Genomic DNA, 21606 nt, shown 5'->3' on the forward strand with positions numbered 1-21606 from the left:
ATTCAACCCGGGACCGGGCATGACTCTCGACATCACTCAGTTCTACCAGACATTTTTCGACGAAGCGGACGAGCTGCTCGCGCAGATGGAGCAGTTGCTGCTGAACCTCGACGTCGGTTCGCCCGACCCCGAGGATCTGGCCGCGATCTTCCGCGCCGCGCATTCGATCAAGGGCGGCGCCGCGACGTTCGGCTTTTCCGCGCTGACCGATACGACGCACATCCTCGAATCGCTGCTCGACCGCGCACGCAACCATGAGCTGACGCTGACCAAGGAAATGGTCGACGCGTTCCTCGAGACCAAGGACGTGCTGTCCGACCAGCTCGTCGACTACCGCGCGAGCGCGGAACCGGACGCGGCCGCCGCCGCGACGATCTGCGCGAAGCTCGAGCGACTGAAGGCCGAGAGCGGGGCGGATGCGCCGGCTGCCGCTGCCGCGCCGGTCGCCGCTGCCGCTGAACCGGCCGCTCCGGCTGCTCCGGCCGTGGACACGGCCGCCGGCGACGCTCGTGCGCCCGACCACGTGGTCGAGCAGGCTGTCGCGGCTGCGCATCCGGCAGCCGATGCCGGCGCGGACGAAGGCGGCCCGCACCTGAAGATCACGCTCGTGGGCGTCGACGCGAAGGACCAGGAGCTGCTGACCGAAGAGCTCGGCAACCTCGGCCGGATCGTGGGCCGCGAGCAAGCGGGCGCCGACCTGACGCTGTGGGTCGAATCGGACGTGCCGTCCGACGACATCGTCGCCGTGTGCTGCTTCGTGATCGACGAAAGCCAGATCCGTGTCGCGCGCGGCACGGCGCCGGCCGCACCGGCCGCCGCTCATGACGCCGCGGCATCCGCGGTGGAACCGGCCGCCGCTGCAGAACCGGCCGCCGCCGCGCAGCCGGTGCGCGCCGAGGTCTTCGCGCCGCAGGCCGCCGCGCAACCGGCCGCACCGGCATCGGCAGCGCCGCCCGCGCCCGCCGCGCCGGCCGCCGCCGCGCCCGCGCCGCAGCCGGCCCAGCCAGCGCACGCCGACCATGCGCCGCAGGCCGCCGCGCATCACGACGACAAGCGCGCGCGCCCGGCCGCCGCGGCCGCATCGGGCGCCGAAGGCAGCTCGATCCGCGTCGGCGTCGAGAAGGTCGACCAGCTGATCAACCTCGTCGGCGAACTCGTGATCACGCAGGCGATGCTCGCGGAAACCGCGAGCGCGTTCGATCCGGCGCTGCACGACCGCCTGTTCAACGGGATGGCGCAGCTCGAGCGCAACGCGCGCGACCTGCAGGAAGCGGTGATGTCGATCCGGATGATGCCGATGGACTACGTGTTCAGCCGCTTCCCGCGGCTCGTGCGCGACCTCGCCGGCAAGCTCGGCAAGCAGGTCGAGCTCGTCACGTTCGGCCAGGCGACCGAGCTCGACAAGAGCCTGATCGAACGGATCATCGATCCGCTCACCCACCTCGTGCGCAACAGCCTCGACCACGGGATCGAGACGGTCGACAAGCGCGTCGCCGCCGGCAAGGATGCGGTCGGCCAGCTCGTGCTGTCGGCCGCGCATCACGGCGGCAACATCGTGATCGAGGTGAGCGACGACGGCGCGGGCCTGAACCGCGAACGCATTCTCGCGAAGGCCGCGAAACAGGGCATGCAGGTGTCCGACAACATCAGCGACGACGAAGTCTGGCAACTGATCTTCGCGCCGGGCTTCTCGACCGCCGAGACGGTGACCGACGTGTCGGGCCGCGGCGTCGGGATGGACGTCGTGAAGCGCAACATCCAGTCGATGGGCGGTCACGTCGAGATCACGTCGCAGGCCGGCCGCGGCACGACCACGCGGATCGTGCTGCCGCTCACGCTCGCGATCCTCGACGGGATGTCGGTGAAGGTCGGCAACGAGATCTTCATCCTGCCGCTGAACTTCGTGATGGAGTCGCTGCAGCCGTCGAACGACGACATCTACACGGTCGGCAACGGCGAGCGCGTGGTGCGCGTGCGCGGCGAATACCTGCCGCTCGTCGCGCTGCACGAGGTGTTCTCGGTCGATGACGCGCGCACCGACCCGACGCAGGGGATCGTCACGATCATGGAAACCGAGGGGCGCCGCTTCGCGATGCTGATCGACGAACTGGTCGGCCAGCAGCAGGTGGTCGTGAAGAACCTCGAAACCAACTACCGCAAGGTGCACGGCATCTCGGCGGCGACCATCCTCGGCGACGGCAGCGTCGCGCTGATCGTCGACGTCGCGGCGCTGAACCGCGAAACCCGTGCGACGCACGGCGCCCGTGCCGGCGCCGAGCTCGCGATGTTCTGATGTCTCTCGCCATTCAACCGATTGGGGGCAAACGTGTCTGCTGAAGTCCAAATGATCAATCCGGCCGCGGCGAACGCGGCAACGAGCCGCCGCGACGCGGAACAAGGCGACGCGACGGGCCAGGAATTCCTCGTGTTCACGCTCGGCGACGAGGAATACGGGATCGACATCCTGAAGGTGCAGGAAATCCGCGGCTACGACAGCGTCACGCGCATCGCGAACGCGCCGGATTTCATCAAGGGCGTGATCAACCTGCGCGGGATCATCGTGCCGATCGTCGACATGCGGATCAAGTTCCATCTCGGCCGCGTCGAGTACGACCACCAGACGGTCGTGATCATCCTGAACGTCGCGCATCGCGTGGTCGGGATGGTGGTCGACGGCGTGTCGGACGTGCTGACGCTGCAGACCGACCAGATCATGCCGGCGCCGGAATTCGGCGCGACGCTGACGACCGAGTACCTGACGGGCCTCGGCACGGTCGACGGCCGGATGCTGATCCTGATGGACATCGAGAAGCTGATGTCGAGCCGTGAAATGGCGCTGATCGAGACGCTCGGCGGGTAAGCGCGCCGCGCGCGCAGGAATTTCGGGAGAATCTGCAATGTTGCATAACTGGTCGATCCGCACGACGCTCACGGCGGTCGGACTCATCCTGGTGGCGCTGGCCGCAGCCGTCGGCGGGCTCGGCCTGTACGCGCTGAATCACGCGAGCCGCTCGCTCGACGAGATCGCGCACGTCGACCTGCCGGCGATCCACACGCTCGACGACACGGCCGCGCACCTGCTGCGCTCGCGCGTCGCGCTCGACCGCTTCCGCACGCTGACCGAAGCCGGCAACACGGCCGACGCGCCGAAGGTGCTCGACCGCGCGCAGGAGCTGTTCGCGAAGTCGAACCAGAACTGGCAGGCGTTCCAGTCGTTGCCGAAGCTCGGCGTCGAGCAGGCGCTCCTCGACGAGCTCACCGCACGCTACACGACGATCGTGAAGGAAGGCGTCGAGCCGGAATTCGCGGCGGCGCGCGCGGGCGACATGGCGGCGTACCACGCGATTGCCGACGCGAAGATCAGCCCGATGTTCGTCGCGTTCGACCAGACCGCGGCGGCCGTGATCGCGTCGCTGCAGAAGCGCGCGGAAGAACGCCAGGCCGCGACGCAGTCGCAGATCTCGCTGATGATCGGGCTGATCGCGGCCGGCATCGCGATCGCGTTCGTCGTCGTGATCGCGATCCGCTTCGCGCTGCGCGGACTGATCGTGCAGCCGCTCGAGGACGCGATCGCGCACTTCGAGCGCATCGCCGGCGGCGACCTCACGCAGCCGGTGAACGTATTCAGCACCAACGAGATCGGCCGCCTGTTCGGCGGCATCAAGCGGATGCAGGACGCCGTCACGGCGATGGTGCAGGCCGTGCATCGCGGCACCGAATCGATCGACGTCGGCGCGCGCGAGATCTCGACCGGCAACACCGATCTCTCGCAGCGTACCGAGGAGCAGGCCGCGTCGCTGCAGGAAACCGCGTCGAGCATGGAGCAGCTCACGGGCACCGTGCGCCAGAACGCGGAGAACGCGCGGCAGGCGAGCCAGCTCGCGGTGAACGCGTCCGACATCGCGACGCAGGGCGGCGACGTGGTCGGCCAGGTCGTGTCCACGATGCAGGACATCGCGGCGAGCTCGGGCAAGGTCGTCGACATCATCGGCACGATCGAAGGCATCGCGTTCCAGACCAACATCCTCGCGCTGAACGCGGCGGTCGAAGCCGCGCGCGCGGGCGAACAGGGCCGCGGCTTCGCGGTGGTCGCGGGCGAGGTGCGCTCGCTCGCGCAGCGCAGCGCGAGCGCCGCGAAGGAAATCAAGCAGTTGATCGGCGATTCGGCGGAGAAGGTCGAAAGCGGGTCGGCGCTCGTGTCGCGCGCCGGTTCGACGATGGACGAGATCGTGCAGGCCGTGCGCCGCGTGACCGACATCATGGGCGAGATCAGCGCCGCGTCCGAGGAGCAGTCGACCGGCATCGAGCAGGTCAACCGTGCCGTCGGCCAGATGGATTCGGTCACGCAGCAGAACGCGGCGCTCGTCGAGCAGGCGGCCGCCGCGGCCGCGTCGCTCGAGGAGCAGACGCGCCAGATGAAGACGGTCGTCGCAGGCTGGCGCGTCGCGGGCGGCATCGTGCTCGCGCCGTCGCGCGGTGTCGCGCGGCCGGTCGCGCATGAACCGGCGCCTGCGCCGGCGCTGACGTCGGAGCCGCGTTTCGACGCGGCGCCGGTCGCCGCGCTGCCGGCCCCGCCGGCCGCCGCTCAACCCGCACGGCGTGCCGCGCCGGCGCCGCGTGCCGCGGCCGCGTCGGGCGCCGGTCACGAACCGAAGCGCGCGGCCGATGCCGGTGCGCATGCGCCGAAGGACGCGCCGGCTTCCCGTGGCGCCGCCGCGGGCGGCTACGGGCCGCGTCTCGCGAAAACCGCTGCGCCGGCCGGCAAGCCGGCCGCGAAGCCCGCGCTCGTGCGCCCGGCGCTGAACGGCGAGAAGCCGGCGCCGGCCACGTCCGGCACGTCCGATGACGATTGGGAGACCTTCTAAATCATGTCGCACGCGCGCGCGCCGTTTCGACCCGATGCACCGGATGCCTCGCCTCGCGCGGGCGAGCCGGGGCGCGACTTCGCGTTCACGGGCGCGGATTTCGCACGCATCCGCGCGCTGATCCATCAACGCGCGGGGATCTCGCTGTCCGAGCACAAGCGCGACATGGCGTACAGCCGTCTCGCGCGCCGCTTGCGGGCACGCGGCCTCGACACGTTCCGCGACTACCTCGACCTGCTCGAGCAGGAAGACGATCCGCTCGAGTGGGAAGCGTTCACCAATGCGCTGACGACGAACCTGACCGCGTTCTTCCGCGAGTCGCACCATTTCCCGATCCTGGCGGATTTCGTGAAAGGGCGCCCGGCGCCCGTATCGGTCTGGTGTTCGGCGGCGTCGACCGGCGAGGAGCCTTATTCGATCGCGATCACGCTGATCGAGGCGCTCGGCGAATCGGCCGCGCGCGGCGCGTCGATCCTCGCGACCGACCTCGACACGCAGGTGCTCGCGAAGGCGGAGGCCGGCATCTACACGTATGACCAGGTCAAGCACCTGGCGCCGGAGCGGCTGAAGCGCTTCTTCCTGAAGGGCACGGGCGCGCAGGCCGGCCGCGTGAAGGTGCGCCCCGAGCTGCGCGCGATGATCCGCTTCGAGCAGCTGAACCTGACCGATGCGGACTACGGGATCGCGAAGCCGTTCGACGCGATCTTCTGCCGCAACGTGATGATCTATTTCGACAAGCCGACGCAGGGGCAGGTGCTGTCGCGCTTCGAGCCGCTCGTGAAGCCGGGCGGGCTGCTGTTCGCCGGCCATTCGGAAAACTTCACGTACGTCACGCAGGCGTTCCGGTTGCGCGGGCAGACGGTGTACGAACTGACCCGCGACGCCGCGCAGGGCGCGCGGCCGCGCGGCGCGCAGGCGCCCGCGGCGCCCGCGACGGCGTCGCCGGTGCGTGCGCGGGCCGCGGGCGCCGTGCCCGCCTTTGGAGAGCGCGGATGAGCGCACTGCCGATCGCGACCAATCGCTACTTCGACAACCACTTCGGCCTGCCAGGCGTGAAGCTGCTGCCGAACGAGTTCTACACGACGTCCGAGGACATGGTGCTGATGACCGTGCTCGGCTCGTGCGTCGCCGCGTGCATTCACGATCCGTACGCGGGCATCGGCGGGATGAACCACTTCATGCTGCCCGACGACGGCGCCGATGCGGGCGCGGCCGCGTCCGACTCGATGCGCTACGGCGCGTACGCGATGGAAGTGCTGATCAACGAGCTGATCAAGGCCGGCGGGCGCCGCGAGCGCTTCGAGGCGAAGGTGTTCGGCGGCGCGGCCGTGCTGGCCGGCATGACGACGATCAACATCGGCGATCGCAACGCCGATTTCGTGCGCCGCTACCTGGCGCTCGAACGCATCCGCATCACCGCGGAGGACTTGCAGGACGTCCATCCGCGCAAGGTCGCATTCATGCCGCGCACGGGCCGCGCGATGGTGAAGAAGCTGCGGCTGCAGGTGCCGGGCGTGACCGAGCGCGAAGCCGCGCTCGCGCGCGAGGCCGACCGCCTGCGCGCCGCGCGGCCGCGCCCTCACGTCGAGCTGTTTGCGGCGAAACGGCCGGCCGCGCCGCAGCCGGCGCGCCCGCGTATCGAGCTGTTCGGCGCACGCGGCGCGGCGCCGGGCGGTGCCGGCGGCTCCAGCGGCTCCAGTGGCTTACGGGCAGCGAACCCGCAAGCCGGCAGCCCGTATGCGGCGAACCTATCAAGAAAGCAGGAGGCATGACCGCAGTGCAGAAGATCAAAGTATTGTGCGTCGACGATTCGGCGCTGATCCGCAGCCTGATGACCGAGATCATCAACAGCCAGCCCGACATGACGGTGGTCGCGACCGCGCCCGATCCGCTCGTCGCGCGCGAGCTCATCAAGCAGCACAACCCCGACGTGCTCACGCTCGACGTCGAAATGCCGCGCATGGACGGGCTCGACTTCCTCGAGAAGCTGATGCGCCTGCGGCCGATGCCGGTCGTGATGGTGTCGTCGCTGACCGAGCGCGGCTCGGAAATCACGCTGCGCGCGCTCGAGCTCGGTGCGGTCGATTTCGTCACGAAGCCGCGCGTCGGGATTCGCGACGGGATGCTCGACTACGCGGAAAAGCTCGCCGACAAGATCCGTGCGGCGTCGCGTGCGCGCGTGCGCCAGGCGCCGCAGCCGCAGGCCGTCGCGCGCGCGGCGGACAGCCACGCGGCCGCGCCGATGATCAACAACCCGCTCGTCAGTACCGAGAAGCTGATCATCATCGGCGCATCGACGGGCGGCACCGAGGCGATCCGCGAAGTGCTGACGCCGCTGCCGCCGGACGCGCCGGCCGTGCTGATCGCGCAGCACATGCCGCCGGGCTTCACGAAATCGTTCGCACAGCGGCTGAACGGCCTGTGCCGGATCGCGGTGAAGGAAGCCGAGCACGGCGAGCGCGTGCTGCCGGGCCACGCGTATATCGCGCCGGGCCACGCGCACCTGTTGCTTGCGAGGAGCGGGGCGAACTATATTGCGCAACTGTCGGACGAGCCGCCGGTCAACCGGCACCGCCCGTCGGTCGACGTGCTGTTCCGCTCGGCGGCGACGCACGCGGGCAAGAACGCGATCGGGGTGATCCTGACCGGGATGGGCCGCGACGGCGCGGCCGGCCTGCTGGAAATGAAACGCGCGGGCGCCCACACGTTCGCGCAGGACGAAGCAAGCTGCATCGTGTTCGGGATGCCGCGCGAGGCGATCGCGCTCGGCGGCGCGGACGAGATCGCGCCGCTCGCCGACATGAGCCGCCGCGTGATGGCGCGCCTGGCGACGATGGGCGACCGCGTGCAGCGCGTTTGAATGGAATGTCACGGGGCGCGTGCCACGATACGCGTCCCGACGGAAACGAATCTGGAAAGGAACGACGATGGACAAGAGCATGAAAATCCTGGTGGTGGACGATTTCCCGACGATGCGCCGGATCGTCCGCAACCTGCTCAAGGAACTGGGCTACTCGAACGTCGACGAGGCCGAGGACGGCCTCGCCGGCCTCGCGCGGCTCCGCGGCGGCGGCTACGACTTCGTGATCTCGGACTGGAACATGCCGAACCTCGACGGCCTCGCGATGCTGAAGGAAATCCGCGCGGACGCGACGCTCACGCACCTGCCGGTGCTGATGGTCACGGCCGAGTCGAAGAAGGAGAACATCATCGCGGCGGCGCAGGCCGGCGCGAGCGGCTACGTCGTGAAACCGTTTACGGCCGCGACGCTCGACGAGAAGCTGAACAAGATCATCGACAAGATGGCGAAGGCCGGGAGCTGACGTGAACGAGCCGATCCATGCCGCGCTGACGGGCGCCGGGTTCAGCGCCGACGGCCAGGCCGAAGGTGCCGATTACGCGAGCGACCGCATCCTCGCGCGCATCGGCCATGTCACGCGCACGCTGCGCGATTCGATGCGCGAGCTCGGGCTCGACAAGCATGTCGAGCGGGCGGCCGAAGCCGTGCCCGATGCGCGCGACCGGCTGCGCTACGTCGCGACGATGACCGAGCAGGCCGCCGAGCGCGTGCTGAATGCGATCGAGGTGGCCAAGCCGATGCAGGCGCGCCTCCAGAGCGAAGCCGAAGCACTCGACGCGCGCTGGGCGCAGTGGTATGCGGCGCCGATCGAGCACGCGGAAGTGCGCGAGCTGATGGACGATACGCGCACGTTCCTGCGCACGCTGCCCGAATCGACGTCGGCGACCAGCGCGCAACTGCTCGAGATCATGCTCGCGCAGGATTTCCAGGACCTGACCGGGCAGGTGATCAAGAAGATCATGGACATGGTCTACCTGATCGAGCAGCAGCTCCTCACGGTGCTCGTCGAGAACATCGCGCCCGAGCGGCGCGAGCAGTTCGCGGCCACCGCGGCCGCGCTCGCCGCCGAGCAGATGAGCTCGACCGGCAGCCCCGAGTCGCTGCTGAACGGCCCGCAGATCGCGCCGGAAGGCAAATCCGACGTGGTCCAGGACCAGGGGCAGGTCGACGACCTGCTCGCCAGCCTGGGCTTCTGACCCTGCCGCGTGCATCGGCGCGCCTCCGTTTCGCGGGGCTGCGCGATGCATGCGTCGCACCGTTTCCACAACGTCCACCACGTTTACCCGGGCTAGCCGCCTGCGCACGCGCCGGTCGGCCTGCGTCGAATTGACACTTCGACACACTCAGCAGGCATACTACGCGTCAGCAGCAACGAAGCGTCATTCATACGACTCATACGTCGGCAGGCGGCGCGGGCACGATCGCCGCGCACGCTGCCACGAAGCCAGTCCCGTGGGAGGGAATGTGAAGCTGAAACGCTTGGGCCGCGCCGTCGCGCACGCGACGGCTGCAACGGGTGTGCTGTGGGCCGTCCACGCGCACGCCGAACTGGGCGGCGCACCGATGTCGCCGCCGGCGGACGATCAGGCCGCAAGCGTGCGTGCGCTGCAGCGCGCGATGCGTTCGGCGGACGGCGTGCAGGCGAGTGCCGCCGCCTATACCGTCCGCGAAATCACGCTCGGGTCGGGCACCGTCATTCACGAATACACGTCGGCCGCCGGCAGCGTGTTCGGCCTCGCATGGCAAGGGCCGACGATGCCGGATCTCGCATCGCTGCTCGGCAGCTATTTCCCGCAGTACACCGCTGGCGTCCAGGCGGCGCACAAGGCGCGCGGCTGGCGCGCGCCCGTGTCCGTCGACACGAGCGGCCTCGTGATCCGGACGGGCGGCCACATGGGCGCCTTCTCGGGCCAGGCGTGGCTGCCGGCGGCGCTGCCTGCCGGCGTGGCCGGCACCGACATCCAGTGACAGCGGGAGAGCGACCTTGAGCATTCCTCGTACATTCAAGCGCTGGCTCGGCGTGCTGGGCCTCGCGGCGGCGACGGCCATCCTCGTGACCGCATGCGGTGGCGGCGGCGACGGCGGCGGCAGCAGCAACTCGGGCAACAACGGCAACAACGGTTCGGGCGGCTCGGACGGCAATTCCGGGAACACGGCCGTCATCAACGTCAACGCCGGCGTGGCGAACGTGATCAACATCCCGACCATCAGCGTGAAGGTCTGCGCGCCGGGCACGTCGAACTGCCAGGTGGTCAACAACGTGCTCGTCGATACCGCGTCCTACGGGCTGCGGCTCGTCGGCAGTGCGGTGTCGGGCGTGCTCGGCAGCCTCCCGCAGGTGACGAGCGGCGGCGCGCCGGTCGCCGAGTGCGGCAAGTTCGTGTCGAGCTATACGTGGGGTTCGGTGCGCACGGTCGACCTGTCGATCGGCGCCGAGCAGGCGCGTTCGCTGCCCGTGCAGATCATCGGCGACCTCGGCACGACGAACGTGCCGGCCTCGTGCACGAACGGCGGAGCGTCGGCCAACTCGGCGAGCGCGCTCGGCGCGAACGGGATTCTCGGCATCGGGCCGGCGCCGGTCGACTGCGGCACGACCTGCGCGACGTCGACGTCGTCGAGCAACAACTACTACGCGTGCCCGAACGGCGACAACGCGAGCTGCGCGGTCGCGCTCGTGCCGGTGGCGCAGCAGGTGGCCAACCCGGTGCATCGTTTCGCCGACAGCAGCGGGGTGAGCGTGACGATGCCGAGCATCTCGAACAGCGGGCAGGCCAGCGCAACCGGGACGCTGACGTTCGGCCTGCCCGACCTGACCGGGAAGACCGTGATGACGTCGACCACGACGGGCGACGTCAACGCGACGTTCCTCGGGCGCAACGTGACCGCGTTCTTCGATACGGGCTCGAACGCGTATTTCTTCAACGATTCGTCGGCGAACGGGACGGCATGCACGAGGAACACGCAGTTTTACTGCCCGGCGACTACGGTCAATGACTCGGCGACACTGACCGGCCAGAACGGCGTGTCCGGCACTGTGCCGATCACGTTCATGAACGCGGATTCGCTGTTCTCGAACCCGTCGACATACGCGTTCAACGACATCGCGGGCCCGTTCGGTTCGTCCAGCTGGCTCGACATCGGCATGCCGCACTTCTACGGCAGGACGATCTACTTCGGGATGGACAAGACCTCGACCGGCGGCGCGGCGCCTTTCGTCGCGTTCTGACGCGGCAGGGCCGCACGCTGAAGGGAACGGGGGCGAGAAATCGCCCCCTTTTTTTATCCGGCGGCCGCGCACGGCACGACCGGCCGGGCCGGAGCGCCGCCGCGTGCGGGAAGAGCGCCTACGATGTAATACCGGCGGCCGTGCCGGCACGACATCGAGGAGGCAGCGCCATGAGCCCGCGCATACAACGCATCACCCCGTTCCTTTGGTTCGACCGCGACGCCGAGGCGGCCGCCGGTTTCTACGTGTCGGTGTTCGACAACGCGCGCATCGTGCACGTCGCGCGTTACGGCAAGGCCGGCGCGCACGCATCCGGCAGCGCGGAGGGCGCGGTGATGACCGTCGCGTTCGAGCTCGACGGGCAGGCGTTCATCGCGCTGAACGGCGGCCCCGTGTTCCAGATCACGCCGGCCGTGTCGTTCGTCGTCAACTGCCGGGACCAGGACGAAATCGACCGCTATTGGGCGCGCCTGTCCGAAGGCGGCGACGAGCGCGCGCAACAGTGCGGCTGGCTGCGCGACCGGTTCGGCGTGTCGTGGCAGGTCGTGCCGGTGCAGCTGCCGGAACTGATGGCGGGCGATCCCGCGCGCGCCGAGCGCGTGATGGCGCAGGTGATGACGATGAAGAAGCTCGATCTCGCCGCGCTGCAGCGGGCGGCGGCGGGCTAGGCGCGTGCGCCGGCCCGTTGTCGGCGTGAACGGGGCCTCGCCGGCCCCATAGCCGGCAGGGGGCCGGGAAAGCCCGTGATCGGCGTATACGGGCGCTAGACCGGCGGCCGGCCGGCACGCCTCAGCTGCGTATGGTCGAGGAAGCGGTGGCCGGGCCCGTAGGCGGTGCTTTCGATCCGGACGGCGTCGGCCGGCGCGACCGGGCGCCCGGCGGCATCGACCGACACCGATTCGATCTCGACGACCGGCACGCACCAGGCCGCGCGGGCGCGCTCCGAGGGTTCGCCGCGCGCGTCGGCGCAGCGGAAAGCGACGCTCGCGGGGACATCCTGCGCGCGCAGGGTTTGCGTCGACCCGTTCCACGCATGGTGCAGGGCGATCGTGCCGGGATGCGGTGCGTCAGGCGCCTGCGCGCCGGGCGGCAGGGCCGGCGTGCCCGCGCAGCCGGTTGCCAGCGCGCAGGCGAGCGACAGCGACGGAACGAATGGACGACGGAGCATGGTGCGGTTCGGCCGGAATCGGGAATGACGAAGCGTAGCGCGCCTTGCGCGCCGGCGTAATATCGGCCGGTTAATCGAATGCGTCACTCGCAGCGATTATCGATCGTACCGGGTTTCATTCGGTTGTAATCAAGTGCCGGATTATCCGGGGCTGTCGTTTATGTCAGGTGTTAAAGATTATTAAAATGACGCGGCATGCAAGCCTGTGGCGCCGCATTCCGCTGCGGTATCCGTTCCCGCGCCGTACTGGCATGCGCTGCAGCCGGGCGAACGCATCACCTGCCATGCCAAAATAGATTGGAGTCCGCCGAAATTCAAACATATAATGCCGGCGTTGTTTCCGGGGTCGTCAATATAAAACAGGAGGGTAATAAGATGAATTTTTCAGAAGCCGTTCGTTCCGTACTCAATAAATACGCGACCTTCGAAGGCCGCGCGCGCCGTGCCGAATACTGGTATTTCGCGCTGCTCACCTGCGTGCTGTCGATCGTCGCGCAGGTCGTCGGCGCGGCGGGCCACGACGCGGGCCTGATCACGCTGCTGCTGCTCGTCGTGCTCGGCCTGATCTCGCTCGCGCTGATCATTCCGAGCATCGCGGTCAGCGTGCGCCGGCTGCACGATACGGGCCGCTCGGGCTGGTTCCTGCTGCTGGCGCTGATCCCGATCGTCGGCGGCATCCTGCTGCTCGTGTGGATGTGCTCGCGCGGCACCGAAGGCCCGAACCGCTTCGGCGCGGACCCGATCGCGGCGGCCTGACCAACGCCTGCCCCGACGTGCGACGCTGTCGCGTCGGGGCCTGGTTTCGCGCCGCACCCCCTGGACCGCTATACCCGCGTCAGCGCTTCACCAACCGCTTCACCATTTTCCCGCTTCGCGCCGTCGTCGCTCGGCCCGAAGCCCCGCGCTCACCCCCACCCCCGCCATCGCACCGGCCGGCCCGTTTCGCCGCCGCGCCGCACCCCGTTCCGTCCCTCTTCCGGCCCCGTCCGGCCGCGTTTGCACCGGCTCGCCCGATTCCCCGAAATACCCCCCTTTCCCGGCTTTGCTCGACCGATCGGTGTTTGACGCCTCCATGAATAATCGGTGTCACTGGAAAGCGGCATTCCGCCGTACCCGACTGGAGGCCCCGTGGCAGACGAGAGCGATCTCGACAAGACCGAAGCCGCCACTCCCAGGCGCCGCGAGAAGGCGCGCGAGGAGGGGCAGGTCGCGCGTTCGCGCGAACTGGCTTCGTTCGCGCTGCTCGCGGCCGGGTTCTACGGTGCGTGGCTGCTCGCGGGCCCGTCGGGCGGCCATCTGCAGGCAATGCTGCGTGGCGCGTTCCTGTTCGATCGCGCGACCGCGTTCGACACGAACCGGATGCTGTCGGCGGCCGGCAGCGCGAGTCTCGAAGGCTTCGCCGCGCTGCTGCCGCTGCTCGCGCTCACCGGTGTCGCCGCGCTGCTCGCGCCGATGGCGCTCGGCGGCTGGCTGATCTCGCAGAAGACGTTCGAACTGAAGTTCGACCGCCTGAACCCGATCTCGGGCCTCGGCCGGATCTTCTCGATCCAGGGGCCGATCCAGCTCGGGATGTCGCTCGCGAAGACGCTGGTCGTCGGCGTGATCGGCGGCGTCGCGATCTGGCGCAGCAAGGACGAGCTGCTCGGTCTCGCAATGCAGCCGCTCGGCGTGGCGCTGCCCGATGCGCTGCACCTGGTCGCCGTGTGCTGCGGCACGACGGTCGCCGGGATGCTGGTGGTCGCCGCGCTCGACGTGCCTTACCAAATCTGGCAGTACAACAAGAAGTTGCGCATGACGAAGGAAGAAGTGAAGCGCGAGCATCGCGAGAACGAAGGCGATCCGCACGTGAAGGGGCGGATCCGCCAGCAGCAGCGCGCGATCGCGCGGCGCCGGATGATGGCGGCCGTGCCGAAGGCCGACGTGGTCGTGACGAACCCGACGCACTTCGCCGTCGCGCTGCAATACACGGACGGCGAGATGCGCGCGCCGAAGGTCGTCGCGAAGGGCGTGAACCTCGTCGCCGCGCGCATCCGCGAACTCGCGGCCGAACACAACGTGCCGCTGCTCGAAGCGCCGCCGCTCGCGCGTGCGCTGTATCACAACGTCGAACTCGAACGCGAGATTCCCGGCTCGCTGTACTCGGCCGTCGCCGAAGTGCTCGCGTGGGTCTACCAGCTCAAGCGCTTCCGTTCGGAAGGCGGCGCGTTCCCGGCGGTGCCGGTCGACCTGGACGTGCCGGCCGACCTCGACAAGGGCGCGTCGGTCTCCGCCGACGACGAACGCGAGGAAGCCGAAGACACGCTCGGTAACGGAGGCGCGGCATGAGCACCCCGACCGGCCTGTTCGCGAAGCGCCAGAATCCGTTCGCGGGCACCAACCTGCGTGCGCTCGCGGGCCCGATCCTCATCTGCATGATCCTGGGGATGATGATCCTGCCGCTGCCGCCGATGCTGCTGGATCTGCTGTTCACGTTCAACATCGCGCTGTCCGTGATGGTGCTGCTCGTCAGCATGTACACGATGAAGCCGCTCGACTTCGCGGCGTTCCCGAGCGTGCTGCTGTTCTCGACGCTCCTGCGCCTGTCGCTGAACGTCGCGTCGACGCGCGTCGTGCTGCTCGAGGGCCACACCGGGCCGGACGCGGCCGGCCAGGTGATCGAGGCGTTCGGCCACTTCCTCGTCGGCGGCAACTTCGCGGTCGGCATCGTCGTGTTCGTGATCCTGATGATCATCAACTTCATGGTGATCACGAAGGGCGCGGGGCGGATCGCCGAAGTGTCCGCGCGCTTCACGCTCGACGCGATGCCCGGCAAGCAGATGGCGATCGACGCCGACCTGAACGCGGGCCTCATCAACGAAGAGCAGGCGCGCAAGCGTCGCCTGGCCGTCTCGCAGGAAGCCGAGTTCTACGGGTCGATGGACGGCGCGTCGAAGTTCGTGCGCGGCGACGCGATCGCCGGCCTGATCATCATGGCGATCAACGTGATCGGCGGGCTGATCGTCGGGATGGTCCAGCACGACATGACGTTCGCCGCGGCCGGCACGAACTACACGCTGCTGACGATCGGCGACGGCCTCGTCGCGCAGATCCCGTCGCTCGTGATCTCGACGGCGGCCGGCGTGATCGTGTCGCGCGTCGCGACCGACGAGGACATCGGCACGCAGATCACCGGCCAGCTGTTCACGAACCCGCGCGTGCTGAACATCACCGGCGCGATCATCGTGCTGATGGGACTGATCCCGGGCATGCCGCACTTCGCGTTCCTCGCGCTCGGCGGCGGCGCGATCTGGCTGGCCCGCACGCAGACGAAGCGCGCGGCGGCCCGCAAGGCGGCCGGCGACCTGACCGACATCGCACCGCCCGCCGTGCTGCCGTCCGACAGCCACGAGGCGACCTGGGACGACGTGCAGCTGATCGACCCGCTCGGCCTCGAAGTCGGCTACCGGCTGATCCCGCTCGTCGACAAGAACAGCGACGGCGAACTGCTCAAGCGCATCAAGAGCATCCGCAAGAAATTCGCGCAGGAAATCGGCTTCCTGCCGCCCGTGATCCATATCCGCGACAACCTCGAGCTGCGGCCGAACGCGTACCGGATCGCGCTGAAGGGCGTCGAGATCGGCGTCGGCGAAGTGTTCCCGGGCCAGTGGCTCGCGATCAACCCCGGCCAGGTGACGGCCGCGCTGCCGGGCGCCGTCACGCAGGACCCCGCGTTCGGGCTGCCGGCCGTGTGGATCGACGTCGCGATGCGCGAACAGGCGCAGGTATACGGCTACACGGTGGTCGACGCGAGCACGGTCGTCGCGACGCACCTGAACCATCTGGTCGTCCAGCACGCGGCCGAGCTGCTCGGCCGCCAGGAAGTGCAGGCGCTCGTCGAGCGCACCGGCAAGGACGCGCCGTCGCTCGTCGAGGACCTCGTGCCGAAGACGATCTCGCTGACGACGCTGCAGAAGGTGCTGCAGAACCTGCTCGAGGAAGGCGTGCCGATCCGCGACATGCGTACGATCCTCGAGGCCGTGTCCGAACATGCGGGCCGCGGCGACGCGTTCGAGATCACGGCCGCGGTGCGGCTCGCGCTCGGCCGCGCGATCACGCAGCAGTGGTATCCGGGCGCGGGCGAAATGCAGGTGATGGGCCTCGACGCGAATCTCGAGCGCGTGCTGTCGCAGGCGCTCGCCACCGGCGCGAACCCGGGCCTCGAACCCGGCCTCGCGCACAACCTTCTGACCGGCACGCAGCAGGCGATGCTGCGTCAACAGAATCTCGGGCTGCCGCCCGTGCTGCTCGTGCAGCACGCGCTGCGCGCGATGCTCGCGCGTTTCCTGCGCCGCAGCCTGCCGCAATTGAAAGTGCTGTCGTACGCCGAAGTGCCGGACACACGCACGATCAAAGTCGTTAACGTCATCGGGGGTTCCGCTTGAACATTCGCAAATTCACCGGCGCAACGAGCCGCGACGCACTTCGTCTCGTGCGCGAGGCGCTCGGCGCCGACGCGGTCGTGCTGTCGAACCGCACGCTCGATGACGGCAGCGTGGAAATCGTCGCCCTCGCCGATTCGGACCTGGCCGCCGTGACGCCGCCGGCCGCGGCGCGCGCACGCATGGCCGCGCCGCGCGTGCCGGAATCGGTGCCCGCCGCCGCGGTGCCGGGCATCGTGTCGCGCCCGGGCGCGGCGCTCGCCCGCCCGGCCGTCAATCCGTATGCGGCAGGCGAAGGCGGGTTGCCGGACGTGTTCTCGTCGATGTTCGGCGCAAGCGCCGATACGGACGCGGGCTCGGACGACACGGCCGCGCCCGCTTCGACGCTCGATGCGGACCCGCTGGCCGGCATGCCGGCGGCCGCCGCCGCTCCCGCCGCCGGTGCGCCGGCCGCGGCTTCCGAACCCGCACCGTGGCTGGTCGAGCACGCGAAGCGCCTGACCCAGCAGCGCGATGCGCTGATGGCGCGCACGCAGGCGGCGCCTGCCGCGCCGCAGCCGAGCCCGCCGGCCCCGCAGGCCGCCGCGAGCGCGACGCCGCCCGGCTGGGCGCGCGACATCGTGCGCGACGCCGAACGCCGGATGCCGGCCGCCGCGACCCGCGCGCCGGACCCGGGCGCTGCGCAGGCCGCGAAGGCGGCCGAGCGCACGCGCCTGTCCGCCGACGCCGCCGCCGCGGTGGCCGATGCGGTGAAGTCGCGCATCGAGCGGATCGTCAACGATACGGTGATGCAGGAGCTGGGCGAGCTGCGCGGGATGATGGAAGAGCAGTTCGACAGCCTGATGTGGCACGACCGCCAACGTCGCAGCGCCGTGCATGGCGCGCTGACGAAGCACCTGTTCGCAGCCGGTTTCTCCGCGCAGCTCGTGCGGATGCTGGTCGACAACATGCCGTCCGGCGACGGCGCGCAGAGCTTCGAACAGGCGGCCGAATGGGCGCAGTCGGTGCTCGCGGCGAACCTGCCGGTGCTCGACAGCGAGGACGCGCTGATGGAGCGCGGCGGCGTGTTCGCGCTGATGGGGCCGACGGGCGTCGGCAAGACGACCACCACCGCGAAGCTGGCCGCGCGCTGCGTGATGCGCTTCGGCGCGAGCAAGGTCGCGCTGCTGACCACCGACAGCTACCGGATCGGCGGCCACGAACAACTGCGCATCTTCGGCAAGATCCTCGGCGTGCCCGTGCACGCGGTGAAGGATGCGGGCGATCTCGCGCTCGCGCTGTCCGAGCTGCGCAACAAGCACATCGTGCTGATCGACACGATCGGCATGAGCCAGCGCGACCGCGCGGTATCCGACCAGATCGCGATGCTGCACGGCGCGAACGCGCCGGTGCAGCGCCTGCTGCTGCTCAACGCGACGAGCCATGGCGACACGCTCAACGAAGTCGTGCAGGCGTACCGCAGCGCGGGCGAGCATCCGCAGGCGGCATCCCCGGACCTGGCCGGCTGCATCCTCACGAAGCTCGACGAGGCGACCCACCTCGGCGGCGTGCTCGACACGGTGATCCGCTACAAGCTGCCGATCCACTACGTGTCGACCGGCCAGAAGGTGCCGGAGAACCTGTACGTCGCATCGACCCGATTCCTGCTGAAGAGCGCGTTCTGTGTGCCGCGCGACGGCTCGCCCTTCGTGCCGCAAGACGAGGACATGCCGACGCTGCTTTCCGCACTGACCGCACGTTCCACCGCCGAGCTGCACGAGGTGCGATTTGGATAAACGAATCATCGACCAGGCCGAAGGGCTGCGGCGCCTGCTGGCCGGGCGCGCGTCGCGCATCGTCGCGGTGACGGGCGGGCCGGCGGGTGTCGGCTGCACGTCCACCGTCGTGAACCTCGCGGCGGCGCTCGCGTCGCTCGGCAAGGACGTGCTCGTCGTCGACGAGCGCGCCGACGTGCATTCGGCCAGCGCGACCCTCGCGGGCGCGTGGCTGCGTGACGGCGAGCGCACGCGGGTCGCGGCCGGCTTCGGCCTGTGCGCCGCCGCGCGGCTCGCGCGTGCCGGCTACACCGACGCGCAGCTCAGCGATTTCATCGACGGGCCGGCCGACATCGTCCTCGTCGACGCGCAGCTCGGCGCCGACGGTTCGTTCTCGGCGCTCGCCCGCGAAGCGCACGACGTGCTGGTCGTCACGCGGGTCGCCGCGCAGGCGATCACCGAGGCATACGCATGCATGAAGCGGCTGCATTTCGCGCACGCGCTCGCGCAGTTCCGCGTGCTGACCAATCACGTCGGCAGCCACGCGGATGCGAAGGTCGCGTTCGACAACCTCGCGGGCGTCGCGAGCCGCTACCTGACGGTGTCGATCGACGATGCGGGCTGCGTGAGCGCCGATCCGCTCGTCGAGCATGCGCGCGAGCTGACGCGCGCCGCGGTCGACGCGTTCCCGTCGTCGGCCGCCGCGCGCGACTACCGGCAGATTGCCGCCGACCTGCTGTACTGGCCGATGCGCCCGCGTTCGGGTGCGGGCCGCGCCGTGCACGCGGGCGGCAAGCCGTCGTATGAGGCGGGCGCGGCACACGCCGCATGAGCGCCACCGGAAGGAGAGAGCCATGATGTACAACGCTCAAGGAAAGATGTCCCAGGCCGACGTGCTCGCGCAATACGCGCCGCTCGTGCGTCGCCTCGGGCTGCAGCTCGTCGCGAAAATGCCGGCGAGCGTCGACCTCGACGACCTGATCCAGGCCGGCATGATCGGCCTGATGGACGCGGCCGGCCGCTACAAGGAAGACCAGGGCGCGCAGTTCGAGACCTACGCGACGCAGCGCATCCGCGGCGCGATGCTCGACGAGCTGCGCAGCAACGACTGGCTGCCGCGCAGCCTGCGCAAGACGTCGCGCGAGGTCGAGCACGCGGTGCACCAGGTCGAGCAGCATCTCGGCCGCTCGGCGAGCGAGACCGAGATCGCGCAGCACCTGAACATGCCGCTCGACGAGTACCAGGGGATGCTGCAGGACCTGCACGGCAGCCAGCTGATCTACTACGAGGATTTCGACCGCGCGGCCGACGACGAGCCGTTCCTCGACCGCTACCGCGTCGACCACGCCGACCCGCTGTCGGCACTGCTCGACGAGCACCTGCGCGAAGCGCTCGTGGAGGCGATCGAGCGGCTGCCGGAGCGCGAGAAGCTGCTGATGTCGCTGTACTACGAACGGGGTCTGAATCTGCGCGAGATCGGCGCGGTGCTCGAAGTGAGCGAATCGCGCGTATGCCAGCTGCACAGCCAGGCCGTCGCGCGCCTGCGCGCGCGGCTGCGCGAACAGGCGTGGGTCGGCGCGGAATCCTGACCCTTTACCGTTCCTGACGGCCGCGCGCGTCGACGCCGCGCGTTCGGCATCTGCATCCGTGTGCGCATTCTGCGCGCCGATTTGCTACAATCCCCTCCGTTTTCCGAGGAGCGTTGCGACGGACCCCTGCGTCCGCCAGGCTCGGAAAGCTTCACCAAGCAGCCGTGCGGCGCGCGTATCGCGACCGTCGCACCGGCCCCGCTTCCTGAACGGCGCTCACGTCACCAATCTAGAAACTTTTTAGAAAGGAGGGCGTGATGAACGCCATTATCGATTCCAAAGCCTCCAACGATTTCGTCGTCGCCGACATGGCGCTGGCCGGCTGGGGCCGCAAGGAACTGAACATCGCCGAGACCGAAATGCCGGGCCTCGTGCAGATCCGCGACGAATACAAGGCGCAGCAGCCGCTGAAGGGCGCGCGCATCGCGGGTTCGCTGCACATGACGATCCAGACCGGCGTGCTGATCGAGACGCTGAAGGCGCTCGGCGCCGACGTCCGCTGGGCATCGTGCAACATCTTCTCGACGCAGGATCACGCGGCTGCCGCGATCGTCGAAGCCGGCACGCCGGTGTTCGCGTTCAAGGGCGAATCGCTCGACGAATACTGGGAGTTCTCGCACCGCATCTTCGAATGGCCGAACGGCGAATTCGCGAACATGATCCTGGACGACGGCGGCGACGCAACGCTGCTGCTGATCCTCGGCGCGAAGGCCGAGAAGGACCGTTCGGTGATCGCGAAGCCGACCAACGAGGAAGAAGTCGCGCTGTACAAGTCGATCGCGAAGCACCTCGACGCGGACCCGGCCTGGTACTCGACGCGCCTCGCGCACATCAAGGGCGTGACCGAAGAAACCACGACCGGCGTGCACCGCCTGTACCAGATGGAAAAGGACGGCCGCCTGCCGTTCCCGGCGTTCAACGTGAACGACTCGGTCACGAAGTCGAAGTTCGACAACCTGTACGGCTGCCGTGAATCGCTGGTCGACGGCATCAAGCGCGCGACCGACGTGATGATCGCGGGCAAGGTCGCGGTCGTCGCGGGCTACGGCGACGTGGGCAAGGGCTGCGCGCAGTCGCTGCGCGGCCTGGGCGCGACCGTGTGGGTCACCGAAATCGATCCGATCTGCGCGCTGCAGGCGGCGATGGAAGGCTACCGCGTCGTGACGATGGAATACGCGGCCGACAAGGCCGACATCTTCGTGACGGCCACCGGCAACTACCACGTGATCAACCACGATCACATGAAGGCGATGCGCCACAACGCGATCGTCTGCAACATCGGCCACTTCGACTCGGAAATCGACGTCGCGTCGACCCGCCAGTACCAGTGGGAAAACATCAAGCCGCAGGTCGACCACATCATCTTCCCGGACGGCAAGCGCGTGATCCTGCTGGCCGAAGGCCGCCTCGTGAACCTCGGCTGCGCGACCGGCCACCCGTCGTTCGTGATGTCGAACTCGTTCGCGAACCAGACGCTCGCGCAGATCGAACTGTTCGTGCGCGGCAACGAGTACGAGAACAAGGTGTACGTGCTGCCGAAGCACCTCGATGAAAAGGTTGCGCGCCTGCACCTCGCGCGCATCGGCGCGAACCTGTCCGTGCTGTCCGACGAGCAGGCTTCGTATATCGGCGTGCAGAAGGACGGCCCGTTCAAGCCGAACCACTACCGCTACTGATCCGATGCGCCGCCGCCGCGGTGCCGTGCGCGCGTCGCCGACGCGCACCC

The 21606-nt window shown here is 69.0% G+C and carries 19 protein-coding genes and 1 riboswitch; of the genes, 18 read left to right on the plus strand and 1 reads right to left on the minus strand.

Annotated elements, in window-relative coordinates; all coding sequences use genetic code 11:
* The first annotated feature begins 19 nt into the window (after window positions 1–19).
* The 11 genes from cheA (at window position 20) to AB3K92_RS23285 (ending at window position 11619) form a co-directional block, all read left to right on the plus strand.
* The gene (gene cheA, locus AB3K92_RS23235) at window positions 20–2293 is read left to right on the plus strand and encodes a chemotaxis protein CheA (RefSeq protein ID WP_369465890.1); all 2274 of its coding nucleotides are present in this window, start codon (window positions 20–22) and stop codon (window positions 2291–2293) included.
* Between the two features lie 51 nt (window positions 2294–2344).
* Window positions 2345–2860 (plus strand): chemotaxis protein CheW, encoded by a 516-nt coding sequence (cheW, locus tag AB3K92_RS23240; protein WP_021164320.1) that lies wholly within the window; start codon window positions 2345–2347, stop codon window positions 2858–2860.
* A 37-nt stretch (window positions 2861–2897) separates the two neighbouring features.
* A complete protein-coding gene (locus AB3K92_RS23245) occupies window positions 2898–4865 on the plus strand; it encodes a methyl-accepting chemotaxis protein (RefSeq protein ID WP_059490246.1) in 1968 nt (655 codons plus the stop codon).
* 3 nt (window positions 4866–4868) lie between these two features.
* Window positions 4869–5861 (plus strand): CheR family methyltransferase, encoded by a 993-nt coding sequence (locus AB3K92_RS23250; protein ID WP_369465893.1) that lies wholly within the window; start codon window positions 4869–4871, stop codon window positions 5859–5861.
* Window positions 5858–6637, plus strand: a complete 780-nt coding sequence (gene cheD, locus AB3K92_RS23255; protein ID WP_059587977.1) for a chemoreceptor glutamine deamidase CheD — start codon at window positions 5858–5860, stop codon at window positions 6635–6637. The genes AB3K92_RS23250 and cheD overlap by 4 nt, the downstream gene beginning before the upstream one ends.
* A complete protein-coding gene (locus AB3K92_RS23260) occupies window positions 6634–7725 on the plus strand; it encodes a chemotaxis response regulator protein-glutamate methylesterase (protein ID WP_027788644.1) in 1092 nt (363 codons plus the stop codon). Before cheD ends, AB3K92_RS23260 begins: the two co-directional genes overlap by 4 nt.
* A gap of 67 nt (window positions 7726–7792) precedes the next feature.
* Entirely contained in the window at window positions 7793–8188 is a 396-nt protein-coding gene (cheY, locus tag AB3K92_RS23265; RefSeq protein ID WP_006485893.1) for a chemotaxis response regulator CheY, read from the plus strand.
* Window position 8189: 1 nt separating this feature from the next.
* Window positions 8190–8921, plus strand: coding sequence for a protein phosphatase CheZ (cheZ, locus tag AB3K92_RS23270; RefSeq protein ID WP_021162684.1), 732 nt, complete (start codon window positions 8190–8192; stop codon window positions 8919–8921).
* A gap of 268 nt (window positions 8922–9189) precedes the next feature.
* On the plus strand, window positions 9190–9693 hold the full coding sequence (locus AB3K92_RS23275; RefSeq protein ID WP_048025314.1) for a DUF2844 domain-containing protein: 504 nt from the start codon (window positions 9190–9192) through the stop codon (window positions 9691–9693).
* 16 nt (window positions 9694–9709) lie between these two features.
* Window positions 9710–10951: a DUF3443 family protein gene (locus tag AB3K92_RS23280; protein WP_059490240.1), complete on the plus strand. Its 1242-nt coding sequence runs from the start codon at window positions 9710–9712 to the stop codon at window positions 10949–10951.
* Between the two features lie 170 nt (window positions 10952–11121).
* Entirely contained in the window at window positions 11122–11619 is a 498-nt protein-coding gene (locus AB3K92_RS23285) for a VOC family protein (protein ID WP_021162681.1), read from the plus strand.
* Window positions 11620–11714: 95 nt separating this feature from the next.
* Here AB3K92_RS23285 and AB3K92_RS23290 read toward each other — a convergent pair whose 3' ends face one another.
* A complete protein-coding gene (locus tag AB3K92_RS23290; protein ID WP_060343785.1) occupies window positions 11715–12119 on the minus strand; it encodes a hypothetical protein in 405 nt (134 codons plus the stop codon).
* Window positions 12120–12494: 375 nt separating this feature from the next.
* On the opposite strand from AB3K92_RS23290, the gene AB3K92_RS23295 reads away from it, so the two are divergent.
* The 7 genes from AB3K92_RS23295 (at window position 12495) to ahcY (ending at window position 21556) form a co-directional block, all read left to right on the plus strand.
* A complete protein-coding gene (locus AB3K92_RS23295) occupies window positions 12495–12875 on the plus strand; it encodes a DUF805 domain-containing protein (protein ID WP_021162679.1) in 381 nt (126 codons plus the stop codon).
* A 372-nt stretch (window positions 12876–13247) separates the two neighbouring features.
* Window positions 13248–14444 (plus strand): flagellar biosynthesis protein FlhB, encoded by a 1197-nt coding sequence (gene flhB, locus AB3K92_RS23300; protein WP_021162677.1) that lies wholly within the window; start codon window positions 13248–13250, stop codon window positions 14442–14444.
* Window positions 14441–16540 carry a flagellar biosynthesis protein FlhA gene (gene flhA / locus AB3K92_RS23305; protein WP_021162676.1) on the plus strand — a complete coding sequence of 700 codons (2100 nt, stop codon included), beginning with the start codon at window positions 14441–14443 and terminating at the stop codon, window positions 16538–16540. Before flhB ends, flhA begins: the two co-directional genes overlap by 4 nt.
* Window positions 16537–18312, plus strand: coding sequence for a flagellar biosynthesis protein FlhF (flhF, locus tag AB3K92_RS23310; protein ID WP_369465900.1), 1776 nt, complete (start codon window positions 16537–16539; stop codon window positions 18310–18312). Before flhA ends, flhF begins: the two co-directional genes overlap by 4 nt.
* Window positions 18305–19123 carry a flagellar synthesis regulator FleN gene (locus AB3K92_RS23315; RefSeq protein WP_021163904.1) on the plus strand — a complete coding sequence of 273 codons (819 nt, stop codon included), beginning with the start codon at window positions 18305–18307 and terminating at the stop codon, window positions 19121–19123. Before flhF ends, AB3K92_RS23315 begins: the two co-directional genes overlap by 8 nt.
* A 22-nt stretch (window positions 19124–19145) precedes the next feature.
* Window positions 19146–19880, plus strand: coding sequence for an RNA polymerase sigma factor FliA (locus AB3K92_RS23320; RefSeq protein ID WP_006484033.1), 735 nt, complete (start codon window positions 19146–19148; stop codon window positions 19878–19880).
* A 99-nt stretch (window positions 19881–19979) separates the two neighbouring features.
* Window positions 19980–20105, plus strand: a riboswitch (S-adenosyl-L-homocysteine riboswitch).
* Window positions 20106–20137: 32 nt separating this feature from the next.
* The gene (gene ahcY / locus AB3K92_RS23325) at window positions 20138–21556 is read left to right on the plus strand and encodes an adenosylhomocysteinase (protein WP_021163903.1); all 1419 of its coding nucleotides are present in this window, start codon (window positions 20138–20140) and stop codon (window positions 21554–21556) included.
* Window positions 21557–21606: the final 50 nt, after the last annotated feature.

Origin of the sequence: Burkholderia sp. Bmkn7 (assembly GCF_041103175.1) — a bacterium.
Taxonomy (GTDB): domain Bacteria; phylum Pseudomonadota; class Gammaproteobacteria; order Burkholderiales; family Burkholderiaceae; genus Burkholderia; species Burkholderia cepacia.

Bases quoted from the DNA above. Each gene is read 5' to 3' on its own strand.
- cheA (WP_369465890.1), top strand. From the start codon at position 20: ATGACTCTCGACATCACTCAGTTCTACCAGACATTTTTCGACGAAGCG.
- cheW (WP_021164320.1), top strand. From the start codon at position 2,345: ATGATCAATCCGGCCGCGGCGAACGCGGCAACGAGCCGCCGCGACGCG.
- AB3K92_RS23245 (WP_059490246.1), top strand. From the start codon at position 2,898: ATGTTGCATAACTGGTCGATCCGCACGACGCTCACGGCGGTCGGACTC.
- AB3K92_RS23250 (WP_369465893.1), top strand. From the start codon at position 4,869: ATGTCGCACGCGCGCGCGCCGTTTCGACCCGATGCACCGGATGCCTCG.
- cheD (WP_059587977.1), top strand. From the start codon at position 5,858: ATGAGCGCACTGCCGATCGCGACCAATCGCTACTTCGACAACCACTTC.
- AB3K92_RS23260 (WP_027788644.1), top strand. From the start codon at position 6,634: ATGACCGCAGTGCAGAAGATCAAAGTATTGTGCGTCGACGATTCGGCG.
- cheY (WP_006485893.1), top strand. From the start codon at position 7,793: ATGGACAAGAGCATGAAAATCCTGGTGGTGGACGATTTCCCGACGATG.
- AB3K92_RS23285 (WP_021162681.1), top strand. From the start codon at position 11,122: ATGAGCCCGCGCATACAACGCATCACCCCGTTCCTTTGGTTCGACCGC.
- AB3K92_RS23290 (WP_060343785.1), bottom strand. From the start codon at position 12,119: ATGCTCCGTCGTCCATTCGTTCCGTCGCTGTCGCTCGCCTGCGCGCTG.
- AB3K92_RS23295 (WP_021162679.1), top strand. From the start codon at position 12,495: ATGAATTTTTCAGAAGCCGTTCGTTCCGTACTCAATAAATACGCGACC.
- flhA (WP_021162676.1), top strand. From the start codon at position 14,441: ATGAGCACCCCGACCGGCCTGTTCGCGAAGCGCCAGAATCCGTTCGCG.
- AB3K92_RS23320 (WP_006484033.1), top strand. From the start codon at position 19,146: ATGATGTACAACGCTCAAGGAAAGATGTCCCAGGCCGACGTGCTCGCG.
- ahcY (WP_021163903.1), top strand. From the start codon at position 20,138: ATGAACGCCATTATCGATTCCAAAGCCTCCAACGATTTCGTCGTCGCC.